The sequence below is a fragment of the Brasilonema sp. UFV-L1 genome (assembly GCF_012912105.1).
GTDB lineage: Bacteria > Cyanobacteriota > Cyanobacteriia > Cyanobacteriales > Nostocaceae > Brasilonema.
Window position 1 is genome coordinate 1 of the sequence record NZ_QMEA01000143.1, and the last position, 16,025, is coordinate 16,025.

General features: G+C 42.6%; 12 protein-coding genes. 6 read left to right on the forward strand and 6 right to left on the reverse strand.

Features of this window, described 5'->3' with window-relative positions:
* Nucleotides 1-128 precede the first annotated feature (128 nt).
* Nucleotides 129-1,436, reverse strand: a complete 1,308-nt coding sequence (locus DP117_RS28205) for an ABC transporter ATP-binding protein (protein ID WP_169221516.1) — start codon at nucleotides 1,434-1,436, stop codon at nucleotides 129-131.
* 897 nt (nucleotides 1,437-2,333) lie between these two features.
* Between DP117_RS28205 and DP117_RS28210 the strand changes: the two genes are divergently transcribed.
* Both DP117_RS28210 and DP117_RS28215 read left to right on the forward strand, forming a co-directional pair.
* On the forward strand, nucleotides 2,334-2,882 hold the full coding sequence (locus DP117_RS28210; RefSeq protein WP_169221517.1) for a single-stranded DNA-binding protein: 549 nt from the start codon (nucleotides 2,334-2,336) through the stop codon (nucleotides 2,880-2,882).
* Between the two features lie 593 nt (nucleotides 2,883-3,475).
* Nucleotides 3,476-5,347, forward strand: coding sequence for an ABC transporter ATP-binding protein (locus DP117_RS28215; RefSeq protein WP_169221518.1), 1,872 nt, complete (start codon nucleotides 3,476-3,478; stop codon nucleotides 5,345-5,347).
* Nucleotides 5,348-5,414: 67 nt separating this feature from the next.
* Here the strand turns inward: DP117_RS28215 and ilvN are convergent, their stop codons facing one another.
* The 4 genes from ilvN to DP117_RS28235 all read right to left on the reverse strand — a co-directional run bounded on the left by ilvN (nucleotide 5,415) and on the right by DP117_RS28235 (nucleotide 9,911).
* Nucleotides 5,415-5,936 (reverse strand): acetolactate synthase small subunit, encoded by a 522-nt coding sequence (gene ilvN / locus DP117_RS28220; RefSeq protein ID WP_169221519.1) that lies wholly within the window; start codon nucleotides 5,934-5,936, stop codon nucleotides 5,415-5,417.
* 258 nt (nucleotides 5,937-6,194) lie between these two features.
* The gene (locus tag DP117_RS28225; RefSeq protein ID WP_169221520.1) at nucleotides 6,195-6,806 is read right to left on the reverse strand and encodes a molybdenum cofactor guanylyltransferase; all 612 of its coding nucleotides are present in this window, start codon (nucleotides 6,804-6,806) and stop codon (nucleotides 6,195-6,197) included.
* A 40-nt stretch (nucleotides 6,807-6,846) separates the two neighbouring features.
* On the reverse strand, nucleotides 6,847-7,548 hold the full coding sequence (locus tag DP117_RS28230) for a Uma2 family endonuclease (protein ID WP_169221521.1): 702 nt from the start codon (nucleotides 7,546-7,548) through the stop codon (nucleotides 6,847-6,849).
* A 287-nt stretch (nucleotides 7,549-7,835) separates the two neighbouring features.
* Nucleotides 7,836-9,911: a thioredoxin domain-containing protein gene (locus tag DP117_RS28235; protein WP_169221522.1), complete on the reverse strand. Its 2,076-nt coding sequence runs from the start codon at nucleotides 9,909-9,911 to the stop codon at nucleotides 7,836-7,838.
* Between the two features lie 174 nt (nucleotides 9,912-10,085).
* Here DP117_RS28235 and DP117_RS28240 point away from each other — a divergent pair, with 174 nt between their 5' ends.
* Nucleotides 10,086-10,280 (forward strand): hypothetical protein, encoded by a 195-nt coding sequence (locus tag DP117_RS28240; protein ID WP_169221515.1) that lies wholly within the window; start codon nucleotides 10,086-10,088, stop codon nucleotides 10,278-10,280.
* A gap of 228 nt (nucleotides 10,281-10,508) precedes the next feature.
* Nucleotides 10,509-11,114 carry an ATP-dependent Clp endopeptidase proteolytic subunit ClpP gene (clpP, locus tag DP117_RS28245; protein ID WP_169221523.1) on the forward strand — a complete coding sequence of 202 codons (606 nt, stop codon included), beginning with the start codon at nucleotides 10,509-10,511 and terminating at the stop codon, nucleotides 11,112-11,114.
* 134 nt (nucleotides 11,115-11,248) lie between these two features.
* On the opposite strand, the gene DP117_RS28250 is transcribed toward clpP, so the two are convergent.
* The gene (locus tag DP117_RS28250) at nucleotides 11,249-12,064 is read right to left on the reverse strand and encodes a hypothetical protein (protein WP_169221524.1); all 816 of its coding nucleotides are present in this window, start codon (nucleotides 12,062-12,064) and stop codon (nucleotides 11,249-11,251) included.
* A 691-nt stretch (nucleotides 12,065-12,755) separates the two neighbouring features.
* On the opposite strand from DP117_RS28250, the gene DP117_RS28255 reads away from it, so the two are divergent.
* Together DP117_RS28255 and DP117_RS28260 are read left to right on the forward strand one after the other, a co-directional pair.
* Nucleotides 12,756-15,119, forward strand: coding sequence for a ribonuclease R family protein (locus tag DP117_RS28255; RefSeq protein WP_169221525.1), 2,364 nt, complete (start codon nucleotides 12,756-12,758; stop codon nucleotides 15,117-15,119).
* A gap of 263 nt (nucleotides 15,120-15,382) precedes the next feature.
* Nucleotides 15,383-16,006, forward strand: a complete 624-nt coding sequence (locus DP117_RS28260) for a flavin prenyltransferase UbiX (protein ID WP_169221526.1) — start codon at nucleotides 15,383-15,385, stop codon at nucleotides 16,004-16,006.
* The last annotated feature ends 19 nt before the right edge of the window (nucleotides 16,007-16,025 follow it).

Genomic DNA, 16,025 nt, shown 5'->3' on the forward strand with positions numbered 1-16,025 from the left:
TCTCAGATTCGGTGTAGGAGTATGTCACCAGTTCTTCAGCAGGGCTTGCAGACAGCAGAGCATCAGGCATTTGTAGAAAGCTTGAACAAGCTATCTTGAGTCAACAGTCTATAGGTACAGATTATATACTACTTTGGAAATATTGCTAATTCCGTTTCCAGATCAAAAAAGTGCAGTTTTTCTAGTGTTAAAGATAACCAGAGTTGCTCGCCACAAGACACAAAACGTTCTGGAGGAACTCGCACTTGCACGTCCTTTGTTGGAAAAGCTGATTTTTGAAAACCTGGTTCGAGAAGTTTTGTGGAAAGATATGTATCATTGCCAAGATTCTCGACTAACTCGACTTGCACTGGAAGATTTTTATTTGCAGGTACACTCAAAATTAAGTGTTCTGGGCGAATTCCTAAAATGACAGTTTTTCCATCGTATTTTTGCAAAGCATTTCCCCAAACTTCTGGTAAGGTTAGGCGAAAATCACCATTGGTAATCAATTGGGGAGCATGAAATTTCACTGGAATAAAATTCATTGGTGGTGAGCCAATAAATTCTGCAACAAAGCGGTTGGCGGGACGATTGTAAAGTTCTAATGGAGCTGCAACTTGTTGAAGCTGACCTTGATTAAGAATAGCAATGCGATCGCCCATTGTCATTGCTTCTGTTTGATCATGAGTTACATAAATCGTCGTCACACCTAACTGACGCTGTAGTTTCACAATTTGAGCACGAGTTTCAGCACGGAGTTTTGCATCCAAGTTAGAAAGCGGTTCGTCCATTAAGAATACTTGGGGATTACGTGCGATCGCTCTTCCCAATGCAACTCTTTGTCTTTGTCCACCAGATAACTGCTTTGGTAACCTATTTAACAGGGGTTCAATTTGCAAAAGTTGAGCAACATTGCGCACCTGCTCATCCACAGCCCTTTCTCTATCAGAAATATACCTCAGTCCCTTAGGAAGCACTCTTGTCATTCCTACCAGTAAATTTTCTGCCCAGTTGGAAATTTTTACTTCCCCTGCTTCCCTTACTCCCTCTACTCCCGGAGAACGGCGTCGTAGCCCAAAAGCAATGTTGTCATACACCGTCATGTGAGGATAGAGAGCGTAATTTTGAAACACCATCGCGATGTCTCGTTCTTTGGGGGGTAAATCATTGATGAGGCGATCGCCCACCCACATATTACCACCTGTCATCACTTCCAACCCAGCGATCAACCGCAGAAGGGTGCTTTTTCCACAACCAGAAGGTCCTACTAGCACCATAAATTCACCATCTGCTACTGTTAGGTTAATCCGCCGTAAGACATTGCCGTTTTCTCCACGCGGAATAATATCCCCTTGTTTCTGGGATGTGAGAGAGGGTTGTGTTTGGGATGCAACACTTTCTCCTCTACGAGGGGGAAAACTTTTATAAACGTTTTCTAATACAACTTGCGCCACGAGAATTTAAAGTAACTGTGATAGTAAGAAGAATTCAGAACAGAGCAATTCCTGATTCAGAATGATTTATTGATGAATCTAGGAGTTTAAGCTGTTTGAGAACTGGTTCAGCGTGCTCTTGAAAACATCAGAAGGCACCATATCCAACTCGTTACCCACTTGCACAAGAGTTATTCTGACTCCTGGCTCATGATACACGCTTAAAGAGAATACGAAAAGTCAAAAAAAGAGTATGAGTCATAAAAACCGAACTACCGTGGAATTGTGAATAAATATTAGACCTCTTGCAAAAGTCAAAAATCGTGAATGTCATTCTGAGCGAAACGCAGTGTAGCGAGGAATCTCAGAGATGTTTCGCTCCGCTCAACATGACAATTCAAGCATTTTTGCAAGAGGTCTATTGTTTGCATAGATTTAAAGCCGGTAGCCAAACCGCTACCCATGACACCTCAAATTCTTCCCAAGAAACACAAACCTCTGCTCATGACATTCTAGACGTACAAACCACAAATTGTTGCATTGTGGGTGGTGGTCCGGCGAGAGCTATCCTTGTGTCACTTGTTACCAATCAAAAACCATTCATTAAGATTTTTGATATGGTACAATTATACTAATTAAGTGTCAGATTCAATTCTTTTCCAGTCAGGCGAAGGTTGTAAACAGGGTGTACTCTCTGTTCACGACAATCGCTTGGCTTTTATGCTAAAAGTAATTGAAAAACTGAAAGCATAACTGAGCTTTTTCAAAGAAAGTCGTCAAAAACAGTTATCTATCTTTATTATTTGACCCGCACAACCACTCATGCAAGTTTGCTGATTCATTCTTTGGGACATTCCATAACTCAGTAAGAACACAGCATCTTTTGTTAACTCATTCTATTTTCATAAGGAGGATTTCATGAATAGTTGTATATTGTTAGCAGAAATTATTCAAGAACCACAACTTCGCTTTACAGCAGAGAACCTAGAAGTGACTGAAATGCTCGTGCAGTTTCCTGGACTGCGAGAAGGAGAACCTCCAGCAACCTTAAAAGTGGTAGGCTGGGGAAACTTGGCAAAAGAAATTCAGCAAAATTATCATCAAGGCGATCGCGTCCTTTTGGAAGGGCGTCTAGGAATGAATACCATTGAACGTCCAGAAGGTTTTAAAGAAAAACGTGCTGAGTTGACAGTACAAAAGATTCACTCTTTAGGAATCACTCTCAATACAAGTTCATCACCATCTGTTGTTCAAACGCCATTAACTCCTGTAGCACCTCCTCCTCCCAAGGCGACTCCTGCTTACGATTCGCCCATCCCCACACCAACTCCAGTCAAAAGCAGCGTTAGTGTTCTTCCCCAAAATGACACAGAAGAACAAGGCAAACCCCAAAATAAAAATTTTGAACGCAGTAACTATGGGGTGACACCAACTGATGAACCCGATCCAGACGATATCCCATTTTAGTCAGGAATTGGTTAAAAGATGTAACAAATTTAGTAACGGATGATGAAATCAATGTATGAAATTTAGGACTGACGCACCATCTACCACCAAAGCGGTTCGGTGAGTTCGTATTTGGTTGCGAAGCAGAGGATGTTTGGTATAAATCGGGTTTGGTATAAATCGGGTAAGTTATGCGTAAGTCCTGAGATTGGTGATTTGTGGGTATGACGGAGGAATCATCCGCGCTTACCTGTTGCTTCATCCGTTGCATCGAACACTTTCAGCTATTTTTTGTCATTATTCATGCAAACTAGAACGCTGATTGCGTAACAATCAAGAAATAATGATCGTCACAAGTTGTACAGATCAATAAAAAAAATCGGGAGCATCCCAAATGTTTAAATTTATTGTCATGCTGAATGGAGCGATAGCGTTTGGGAGCATCTCAAGTCGTGAACAAGGTTTGAGATTCCTCGCTCCTGTTCCTTCCCTTTGGGAAGGACTTCGCGACTAATGACAAACGTGTTTTTCAAAAATTGGGATGCTCCCAAAAAATCAAACTCGCTGTTAAAATCCAAATAATTTATAAGTCAAGATTTAAACCTCCGACTTTTATGAGAAAAACTATCCTAGACGTTCGCAATTTGCAGGTTGAATTTGCCGGTGAGAGTAAAAATGTCAAAGCTGTAGATGGGATTTCATTTGAACTACGCCGAGGAGAGACTCTAGGAATAGTGGGAGAGTCGGGAAGCGGAAAATCAGTCACATCGCTCGCGGTGATGGGATTGATCCAGAATCCTGGTAGAATTAGTGGTGGTGAAATTTGGTTTCACCCTCAAGAGAATGGTCAGCCGATTAATTTAGTGGAGTTGCCAAACGAGCAAATACAGCTCCATAGAGGCGGCGATATTGCGATGATTTTCCAAGAACCGATGAGCTCGCTCAATCCGGTTTATACGATTGGGTTTCAGATAACAGAAGCGATTTTACGACACCAGAATATTTCAGCATCTGAAGCACGACGAAGTGCGATCGCCCGCCTGCAAGAAGTTAAACTTCTCCCTAGCGATGAAGCTCTCAGGCAACAGTATATCGAAACTTGGAAACAAACTTCTTTTGGTTCATCAAACGTAGATGAGCAAAAGCTGGCACAATTGGTAAAGCAACACAAAGAAGCGATTCTAGAACGTTACCCTCATGAACTTTCTGGAGGACAGTTGCAACGGGTGATGATCGCAATGGCAATTTCGTGCAATCCATTGTTACTGATTGCAGATGAACCAACAACAGCATTGGATGTGACAGTACAAGCAACTATTCTTGAGTTGCTGAGAGAATTGCAGCAGCGCCGTGAAATGGCATTAATTTTCATCACTCACGACTTAGGGTTGATTTCAGAAGTTGCTGATAAAGTCGCGGTGATGTACAGAGGCAAAATTGTAGAATACAATTCGGCAGCAGAAATTTTTGCTCATCCGCAGCATCCATACACCAAAGGCTTAGTAGCTTGTCGCCCTACACTCAACCGCCGTCCTCAAAAACTCCTGACAGTTTCCGACTACATGAATGTGGAAGAAACGCCAACAGGAAATTTGGTGATTCAGGAGAAACAACCTCAGCAACCTGTGGAAGTGACAACAGAAGAGATAAATCAAAGGTTGCACATTTTAGAACAGCAACAATCTTTGTTGCAAGTTCGTAATTTGAAGGTTGGTTTCCCAATACGAGGGATGTTTGGTGGGACAAAACGCTATTTTATGGCAGTAAATAATGTTTCCTTTGATGTGAAAAAGGGAGAAACGCTAGGATTGGTAGGAGAATCTGGTTGCGGTAAAACGACTCTTGGCAGAACTTTGCTACGATTAATTGAACCCATGAGTGGTCAAATCCTTTTTGAGGGACAAGATATCACAAATCTCAAAGGAAAACCATTGCAGAAGTTGCGCCTCCAAATGCAGATTGTTTTCCAAAACCCCTTTAGTTCGCTTGATCCACGCTTCAAAGTTGGGGAAGCAATTGCAGAACCTTTGTTGATTCACTCGATAGGTAAGACAAAGCAACAAAGACGAGAACGCGTCGCTTATCTCTTAGAACGGGTAGGATTGAGTGCAGATGCGATGAGTCGCTATCCTCATCAGTTTTCTGGTGGTCAACGTCAACGGATTTGTATTGCTCGTTCTTTAGCATTGAACCCTAAGTTTATCATTTGTGATGAATCGGTTTCAGCGCTGGATGTGTCGGTGCAAGCACAAGTGCTGAATTTGTTGAAAGAATTGCAAGACGAGTTTGGACTGACTTATATTTTTATTTCTCACGACTTGAGTGTGGTGAAATTTATGAGCGATCGCATCTTGGTGATGAATCGCGGTGAAATTGTCGAACAAGGAACAGCAGAGAGTATATATCGCGAACCCAAAGAGGAATACACACAAAAACTCATTGCCGCAATTCCGACTGGAAGCCCTGAACGAGTGCGACAACGGTAAGTCTGGGCGGGAGTCGTCTTTGCCGACTCCCGCCTTTGGATGTATCACTTTGCAGGCAATTATCTGCTTATGAAACCTTTGCTTCCAAAGACTTCAGTAACTCAGTATTGACACCAGACTCACGAGTTAAAGAAATTTTACCAGTGCGAGCGATTTCTCTCAAGCCAAATTTTTGCAGCACTTGTACAATTGCCACCATTTTACCTGGATCTCCGACAACTTCGAGAGTAACAGAATCTTCTGCCACATCTACGACTCTCGCCCGAAAAATTTGAGCTATTTCGACAATTTCTGAACGGCTGCTGCTTGTTGCATTCACCTTGAGTAACATCAATTCTCGTTCCACACAAGGAATTTCTGTAACGTCTTGCACTTTCAAAACGTTGATGAGCTTGTATAGTTGCTTCGTGAGTTGTTCAATCACACGGTCATCACCAGGGACTACCATTGTAATTCGAGAAATTCCTGATTGCTCAGCAGGACCAACAGCAAGACTTTCTATGTTGAACCCACGACGGGCAAATAAGCTAGAAATACGGGAAAGAACTCCCGCTTCATCTTCGACAAGTACTGATATAGTATGTTTCATCGTCGCCAACAGAGGCTAGAGGAACTAAGTTATGAATCACAACAGATATAAGTAGCTCAACCTAATTAAACGTGAAATGTCATTACGGAGCGCGTAGCGTGCCCGGAGGGCAGCGCAACGCAGTGAAGCGTAGACCCCGGAGGGGGCTTCCCGCAGGGTAGTAATCGCAAAGACTCGATTCTACGTTTTTCAATGTTGACCTACTTAGTATGTAGTCGCGCTACAGACACTATTGCATAAAATTGCAATTGTAATCCCTTATTGTAGCTGAGATTGGAATCGAAATAAGTCTTGTTGTGTATTACAGTTAAAAAGCATTTGTGGATCTCGTAAAGGCAATGCTTTCACAGGATGTTGCTTCAACCACTCCTGAAACGATCGCCCTCCTTGATTAATATACTCCACCAGACTTGATAAACAACGACGGCGATAAAAACCGCACAGTGGTTCCCATCCTTTAGCTTGGGGAACCAGAGCTGCTATAGCTTCATCTTCCACACTATCCAATGTAGTTGCCCATTCCTGCAACACCTCAACACGCAAGTTGGGTAAATCGCAAGCCAGCAACAACACCCAATCTGTTTGTACAGACTCCAGTGCTTGAGCAAATCCAATCATTGGTCCGTGAGCTTGTTGTTCACTGCCAGTTTCACTAGACAAAGGCACTTCTTTGATAAACTGAACTGTAGATGGTAACAAATCTTGATATCGTTCCTGCCAAGGAGTGACTACGTAAACTATATCAGCACAACTTTGGGCAATTCGACAAACCAATTGCAACAGGCGTATGCCTTGAATAGGAATCAATGCTTTATCCCGTCCCATGCGAGAACTCTTTCCACCTGCTAAGACTATGCTTGAAAGGTGCATTCGCTCAACTGATAACTGGTAACTGATAACTGATAATGCTCTAAATTGTATCAGGATCAATGTTTAATTCTCGCAATTTAGCAGCTAATCTTTCAGCTTTACTAAGTGCTAATTCTTTTTGTTGACGTTCAGATTCAGCCTCTTCTTCTGGTGTTGGAACTAACTGTCCTGATGCTGTAAAAAATCGCAATAAATCTTGATGAATTCCCAGATATAAATTTAGTTGCTGACTCCACAAATGCCCTTGATGATTTGTTTCTAAAGGTTGATACTTGCCATCCACTAAATGGAATCCAGCGAATTCTAATGTGTATGGATCGAACCAAAAATAATCGGGGGTGCGGAAGGTATTTTGATAAAGTTTTTTCTTAAGTTCTTTATCTGTATTAGCAGTTGATTCTGAAAGAATTTCTAGAATAACATTAGGATATTTACCATCTTCTTCCCAGACTACCCAACTTTTACGAGTTTTACGTTCTGTGTCTAGCACGACGAAAAAATCTGGTCCTCGGAAGTCTTCTGATTTGCGTTTGCTGAGACTGTAATAAATAGTCAGATTGCCAGCAGCGTAAAAATCAGTCCTGTCTCGCCACAACCATTCCAAACATGTGAAAAGTAGAATTATTTGCCGTAAATGTAGTTCAGTTTCCAAGGGAGGTTCGTCGCTGTATAAATCACTTGGAGGAAGGATAACATCTTCTGGGATGTCTTGAGGAAAGTCTAATTCTTTGGCGAGGGACATGGCTTGTATGGCATCAGGTATTTATGGGTTTATTTTAACGCTGTCATGATCGGGTGTTAGCTGTACAAACAATCTGTATTACACTCAATTGAGAACTGCCATATTACTCGTCGTCGAGTGTTTGGAACTCGTGGGCGAGTGTTTGATACTCATCGTCGAGTGTTTGATACTCATCGTCGAGTGTTTGATACTCAATAAACCACACATCGCGGAGAACCTCACCCCGCTTTTGGCTACGCCAAAGTTCCCCTCCCCTTACTAAGGGGAGGGGTTAGGGGTGAGGTTTTTTATCCCCTCACCTGACTCTGCTGCACTTGCTGCAACAGCTTCTCTAAACTTTCCGCTGGTGCAAGACATTTCAAACCTTGGCAAACCAACCCAACAGTACTCTCAGGTAATTTCGACACCGCAACAAACGCAGTACTCGGTAAATACATGGGGTTAATAGACTGTATCTGCTCTGCGCTCGTGCGGATTAAAGTACAGTTACGATACCAATCTAACGCTGTAAACAAACTGGGACAAGCTTGGGGAGCACGACTCATCACACTTCTAAAAGCTTTTAACCCTTGCTCGGCTAAATCCAGATAATGAAGATTGTCGGTTACAAGAGCAAGACGGACAAGGTTGGCGATCGCCACTCCATTAGCCGAAGGTGTCGCGTTATCTGCATAACTGCGCTCTCGCACAATTAAGTCTTGACTTGCGTCACTTGATGTGTTGTAGTATCCACCAAGTTCGACACTCCAGAGATATTCGTGGAATTCCTCTTGGATTGCGATCGCCACCTCCAACCAGTTTTTTTCTTCAGGAGAACTGCTATGTAAATCCAGTAGTGCTTTGATAAAAAAGGCGTAATCTTCAGATTGAGCTAGTACTGTTGGTTGACTCTCATAATTGAGTCGGTAAAAACGCCCATCGACAAACTGATTATCTAATATAAAGTTCGCTGCTTTTGCTGCCAATTCCAAATATTCTGGTTGTTGGAAGACTGCATACGCTCTTGCTAAACCGGAAATCATCAAGCTATTCCAAGCGACAATCATCTTTGTATCTGTGACTGCGGGAATGCGTCCTTTCCAGTTTCCTGTTTTCGCTTCCTGGTTGTTGCTGGCGGGGGGGAAAGTTTCTACAAATTCAGGTGCTGTTCCATAGCGAACAGCGAACAACTTCTCTAATGTGTACTCTTGTGTTTCACTCAGTTTTCCAGCATTACGCCTTTGCAACACATTCTGATTTTCAAAGTTACCGTCAGGCGTAACTGTAAACTGCTGTTGTAATTCTGTTAGTTCCTCAGAACTCAGCAGTTGCTGTAGTTCGCTGTAACTCCAGACGTAAAACGCGCCTTCTTCTGGTTCTGCTTCTGTGGGAGTGGTGAAACTATCTGCGTCTTGTGCTGCATAGAAGTATCCAGATGGGGCTGTCATTTCTCGTTTCAGCCATTGGACAGTTTTGGCGATCGCTCTTTCAAAAGCTGGTTCTTGCACGCCTGAACTCCACAAATTTGCCAAATACTCTACAATCTGTCCGTTGTCGTAGAGCATTTTTTCAAAGTGCGGTACTGTCCAAGTGTGATCAACTGTGTAACGGTGAAAGCCACCACCCACATGATCATAAATCCCCCCCAGTGCGAGGTCTAGTCCTCGCTGTGTACAAATTTGTTGACTATCATATCGCGACTGTTCCCAAGTTGAACCTGGGAATGAGAACCTGCTTCCCCTGAGTGCAAGTTCTGCGTAGGGAATCATCGGGAAGCTGTTTCCATATTGACTAGGTGTAAGAATACCTGTTGAAGTTTCCCACCCTTTATGCAATAATTCCTTGTCTTGCGATTCTGTGATCCCTTCTTGTTGTAAGACTGCTCCAGTCTGGAGGGACTCAAGAATAGCTGCTTTGCGTTCGCTTAAATTTTCTTTTTCGGTGTCGTAGTAATGGCGAATTGCTTGCAGGACTTGTAAAAACCCAGGACGACCATAACGTGGTTCAACTGGAAAGTAAGTACCCGCATAAAAAGGTATTAAATCATCTGAACTGAGAAAAACGTTTAAAGGCCAACCTCCTTGACCGCTCATCATCTGCAAAGCTTGCATATAAATGCTATCAAGGTCTGGTCTTTCTTCTCTATCTACTTTTATAGGAAGAAAGTTGGCGTTCATGTACTCGGCAATAGCCAGGTTGGAAAAAGCTTCACCTTCCATAACTGTACACCAATGACAACTGGAGTAACCAATGGAAAGAAATATTGGTTTGTTCTGCGCCTTTGCCGTTGCGAGTGCTTCGTCACACCAAGACCACCAATCAATAGGGTTTTCGGCATGTTTGCGGAGGTAGAGGCTTTTAGCTTGAGCAAGACGATTAGTCATGATAGGATACTCGACGACAGCCTTCATTAGCTCAGTCTATCTTGTTAGAGAAAGATTGACTTAACAGCCTCTGAGCACTCCGTAGTTAAATTTATTCATAAGTTAAAAAGCTAACACTTTCTTTATTGAAAGCTAACACTTTCTTTACACTAGGCAAAAGCATATTATTCAGAAATGTTAGACACAGAAATGTTAGACAAAGCTCTGGCAATTGATGCTGGTAGCATATTTGAAGGTTGTGTCCTCTCGGTCTTGATAGTTGTTGGGCTTAGACCTACTATCAGGTGGAGTAAAAATGTGATGATGGCGGCTTGTACAAATTTTTCTAGCATGGTAGCTTCCTCTAACTCTTGGTGGGTGGCATCTTAAGTAGAATTGGTCATGCCGATTGTTCCCTAATATAATTTATCTACCGAAAGAGGTAGTTATTTTCCGGAAAAGACGAGTAAAAATGCTGACAAAGTTATAGAAAAGTCACAAAATGAAATCACCTGGATCATCTTGGTTTTTTTGGAGCAAGGAGGGCGTGTGATTACGACAAAACAATCAGCTGTTGCAATCGATAAAATGTATTTACATTAGTGACAAGCACTCAGCATGATTCCTATCGTTATTGAACAATCAGGTCGTGGCGAACGCGCCTTTGATATTTACTCACGCCTGTTACGTGAACGCATCCTTTTTTTAGGACAGCCGATTGATAACAACGTAGCTAACTTGATTGTTGCCCAATTGCTGTTCTTGGATGCAGAAGATCCAGAGAAAGATATTTATATGTATATCAACTCTCCTGGTGGTTCGGTAACGGCAGGTATGGGGATATTCGATACTATGAAGCACATCCGTCCAAATGTCTGTACAATTTGTACCGGATTGGCTGCGAGTATGGGCGCTTTTCTGCTCAGCGCTGGAACCAAGGGTAAGCGGATGAGTTTACCTCATTCTCGGATTATGATTCACCAACCTTTGGGTGGCGCTCAAGGACAAGCGACTGATATCGAAATTCAAGCGCGTGAAATTCTTTACCATAAGCGTAAGCTAAATGAATATTTAGCTGAACACACTGGTCAGCCATATGACAAAATTGCTGAAGATACTGAAAGGGACTTTTTTATGTCGCCTGAAGAAGCAAGAGATTATGGATTAATCGACCAGGTGATTGATCGTCACGCAGCTGGTAGCCGTCCAATGGCTGTTGTCTAAGATCATAAGTCATAAGTCATGAGTCAAAAACTTCTTGACTCTTGACCTCTAAGTGTCATCAAAAAGTTCCCAACTTTTTTTACACTTAACAGTTAACACTTAACAGTTAACTGCTAACTGCTAACTGTTAAGTGTTAAAATCCTGCTAATGGATCTGGGGGTGTGGGTTGAGATTCCAGGTATCTAAGGAAATCGTGCAATTCTTCGTCAGTTAGCAAATGACGCGATCGCTTGTTATAAGTTTTAATCAGATAATCCCGCCCCTGTTCTGTTGTCCAACCTAAGCGCTGCATTTCAACACCAATTTTGGCGATATCATCGGACTGATCAACAGGTTCGCTCTTCTTCTTTTTTCTCCCCGTGCTTGTCTGTGTTGAGAAATCTTCTGATGAATTGTTGTAACTGCGTGACACAAAGGGCGTGACATTACTCGGAGTCATCTCCGGTATTGTGTGATTTTCTCCTTGGTAATCAGACATCATTCCCAAGTTTTCTGACGAACTCTCGAAAAATGGAGTTTCTTGCTTGTCAGTTCTAGAAAAGCGTTCACTGATGTCTTGGTTTTTCATCTGGTTTTGATCAACCCCAGATGAGATGAATGGGGGTGTTGGGGTTGTTTGTGTTTGAGGAAAAGTGTTGAGAGTCGGGGAATACGCAGACTCGTTGAATCTGCTGCTTGTTGTTGTCAGAGTTGACTGAACTGGCTTGACAGGTTCTGAGGAAGTGACAACCGAGTCTTGTGAACTAGTGTTTATTCCCAAAACAACAAGTGCTCTATTCCTCGCTTTGTCTTCTGCTTCCTCCAGTATTTCTGCTGCAGCCATTCCAGTGGCGCGTGTGACGCCATCAATTTGTACACTAGCCCGGACAATATATTTGCCGTGATAAATTTGCACCAACTCAGAAATAAGGCTGCCCTGAGGATATTTGCTCTGAAATTGAGCCAACATAATACTGCCACCAATCTAAAACAGTTACCAGTTATCAGTTACCATTTACCAGTTTCATCCGCCTGCTCAGTGATAACTGATAACTGATGACTGATGACTGATTTCATGCGTGCCCTGATTGTAGCATGAGGTTTTGAGAGCAAATTTTTGGCTACTATTTGTTGAGCAAGAGTTACCGAACCGTCATTGCTATACTAATTACCATTAGAGTGTTCTAGAACTATTTTCTGTAAGTACGCTCTATATCTACAATAATGAAGTAATGGTTCATCCTCACAGCTTACTCCTGCTGCTGACCTAATTGTTTTCGATCCAACATGTGGGTCAATTAGATTTGTCAGCGGTTTCTCCTAGTTCAAAATCAGAGTAGCATGGCGTAAAAGTACCTTTACTCCAAGACAATCCAACACTGCGGTTTCCCTAAAGAGAGCTTTTGGGCAGCGTGGGAAGTTCTCGAATGTACGTCAATCAAAAAGCCGTTACGTAATTACCGGGGGGCAAAATCCAAAACGGGCGTACTTTGAGAAATTGTCTAACACAAGGAACTTGAACTCAAGACTCTGAGGTGTTTGTGTCGTGTCCTCTATTGTGGGTAACTCGTTACCTGAAGTCTGGCTGTAGTCGTGAGGGTACACAACAAAGAACCAAATGAAAAAAAAAATGATGTTTTGACCAAAGGCCGGTTCACTGCATGGAATTTTCAATCGCTACACTTCTTGCCAATTTTACTGATGATAAATTGGTGGCTCGTAAACTCTTGGAAAAGAAACTTGGTTGCGAAGATGAAGTTAGTTTACAAAAACTTCATATTGCTTTAGAAATACTGGAAAGAATCGGGGTTTTAGTTAAAGAACGTGGCAAGTATCGTCGAGTCACAGAAGAAGGAATGATTGAAGCAAAACTCCGTTGTTCCAGTAAAGGCTTTTGCTTTGCAATTCAAGATGTGGAAGGAGCCGAAGATATTTACATCCGCGAAAGTCATCTCAGTAATGCGTGGAATGGCGATCGCGTTTTGGTCAAAGTTCTCAAAGAAGGAAGTCGTCGCCGTTCTCCAGAAGGAGAGGTGAAGTTAATCTTAGAGCGTTCTAATCACACTTTACTTGCGCGAATTAAGCAGGTAGAAAGTGGATATCGTGCTGTACCTTTAGATGACAGATTACTGTTTGAACTTAAGCTGCAAGCAAACGGTGTGACTTTAGAACAAGCGGTGGATCACCTTGCTCATGTGGAAGTTTTACGTTATCCACTAGCACAATATCCTCCAGTTGGGAGGGTAGTGCAAATTCTTGGCAGTGATGCGGAAGCAGCGGCGGATATCGATTTAGTCACCTGTAAACACGACCTTTCTCGTACTTTCCCAGAAAACGTCCAAGAAGCAGCCTCAAAATTACCCAAAAAGCTGCTAAAAGCAGATTTAAAAAATCGCCTGGATTTGCGTCAACAACTAACTTTGACAATAATTGGCAACAGCAATAACTCTACGGTGGTAGATAACGCTTTCACCTTAGAAAAAACAAACGAGGGACACTGGCAGCTGGGCTTTCATATTGCTGACCTTTCTCATTATATTCAACCAGACGAAGCTCTCGACCGAGAAGCACTCAAGCGAGGTCGCTCAGTATATTTGGGTGAATTAATGCTGCCAATGTTACCAGAAGGTGTAGCCGAACGATGTGCTTTATTACCTAAAAGCGATCGCTTAACCATCTGTTTCTTAATCACGATTGATTCAAACTCAGGACAAGTGCTGGAATGGGAAGTTCAACCCAGCGTGATCAAAGTAGATATCTCACTGAGTGAAGAACAAACAGAAGCAGTTCTGACAAACAAATCAACTAAACTCTCATCCGAAGTCGTAGAAATCGTGCAACAGCTCGATAATTTGCGGCTGTTGTTAAGACAGGTGCGCTCTAACCGTGGGTGCTTGCAGTTAAATCTACCACCAAACCAAAACCCATACTATGATGAAGGTGCTATGGGGTGTGTGGTCGTCAATGATTTACCTGTACACTCGCTGTTGAGTGAGTTTGTGCTACTCGTGAATGAACTCATAGCAGCCCACTTTAATGCTCTGGGTATCCCGGCAATTTGGCGAGTTCAAGGCACACCTGATTCTGAAGATGTGCAAGAGATGCTAAAATTGGCTATTAACTTAGGCGTCGAATTGTCAGTCGATCCAGAAATAGATATCCAACCGCTTGACTATCAACAACTGACCAGAGTTTTTGCCGAATCAGCATCCGAGCAAGTTCTTACCTATTTGTTGCAAGATACACTGAAGCCAGCTACGTATAGTACAACCAAAGGACCACACTTTGGATTGTCATTACCACAATACACCCATTTTACTGCACCCTTGCGGCGTTATCCGGATTTACTGATGCAAAGGGTGTTTTATGCGTTACTTGAACACGGACGCGATCGCCGTACCACCCGTGTCAAAGAGCGTGTTAACCTGCGCCACTCCTCCAGCCAGAATGAAATCAACTGGAATGTCCTACCGCCAGAATTGCAGCAAGAACTCCAAAGTGATTTGACGAGGGTTATTATTCAACTCAATGATAGAGAAAAAGAAGTTCAAGAAGCAGAAGCTGATTTAGCAGGATTGCAAAGAGCTTCACTGATGAAACAACGCATCGGCGAAGTGTTTACTGGTGTGATCACAGGTGTTCAATCTTACGGGTTCTTTGTAGAAATTGAAGTTACACCAGTTCAGTCAGACTCAGTTAACAATCTTCGTGTACCTCTACGAGTAGAAGGACTAGTCCACGTCAGTTCTCTGAAAGACGACTGGTATGAGTATCGCGCCAGACAACAAGCACTGTTTGGTCGCAAAAATCGTGCTTCTTATAGATTAGGCGATCGCGTAGCAGTACAGGTTAAGAGCGTTGATTATTATCGCCAACAAATCGATTTAGTCACAGTTGGTAGCGATGGAGCAGTTTTTAGTAAGGAGATCAATATCCCAAATGGAGAAGATACAGAAGAACTTTACTTATCACGTCATGAGGATATCGATCCTCATGAGTTAGAACTGTATTCTGACGAAGAATGAACAAGTGAGCGTTAACAGTAAATCACTTCGCCCTTGGAGTCAGCGCTATACAGTAGATACAAAGCGCAGCGCACCATATATGTGTCGCGTGTCCGTGGCTCCTACTACTGTGTCAATTTTTAATTGACGAGTTTAGGTAGGACGGTTTAGATAGGACGATGGTGCGTTACTTAGTGAACGCACCCTATGAATAAACACGCTCTTAGCAGCTGACAACTCGCAATCCTGAATGCCAAATTTCCAGTCATTTCCTGAAAAAACTCGTGTCCATTCATACAAAACCCCTCATATTAGGCGTTTCAGGTGCATCTGGTCTCATTTACGCTGTCCGCGCTCTGAAATTTTTGCTAGAAGCTAACTATACAATAGAATTAGTAGCTTCTAAGTCAACTTACATGGTTTGGCAAGCTGAGCAGAATCTTCGTATGCCAGTAGAATCCAATCAACAAGAGCAATTTTGGCGACAGCAAGCTGGAGTAGAAGGACTAGGCAAATTATATTGTCATTCTTGGGGTAATGTTGGGGCAAACATTGCCAGCGGTTCGTTTCGCACTCTCGGAATGATAATTATGCCATGCAGTATGGCTACTGTAGCTAAGTTAGCAGCCGGTTTAAGTTCCGACTTACTTGAACGAGCGGCTGATGTCCAACTTAAGGAGGGACGAAAGTTGATTCTCGTTCCTCGTGAGACTCCCTTTAGCTTAATTCACCTTCGCAACTTAACTACTTTAGCCGAAGCCGGAGCCAGAATTGTTCCTGCGATTCCCGCATGGTATCACAACCCCAAAACCATAGAGGATTTAGTTGATTTTGTAGTAGCCCGTGCATTGGATCAATTAGATATAGATTGTATACCAATTCAAAGATGGCAAGGTCGTCAAGATTAGTCAAAATGGGGAGATGGGG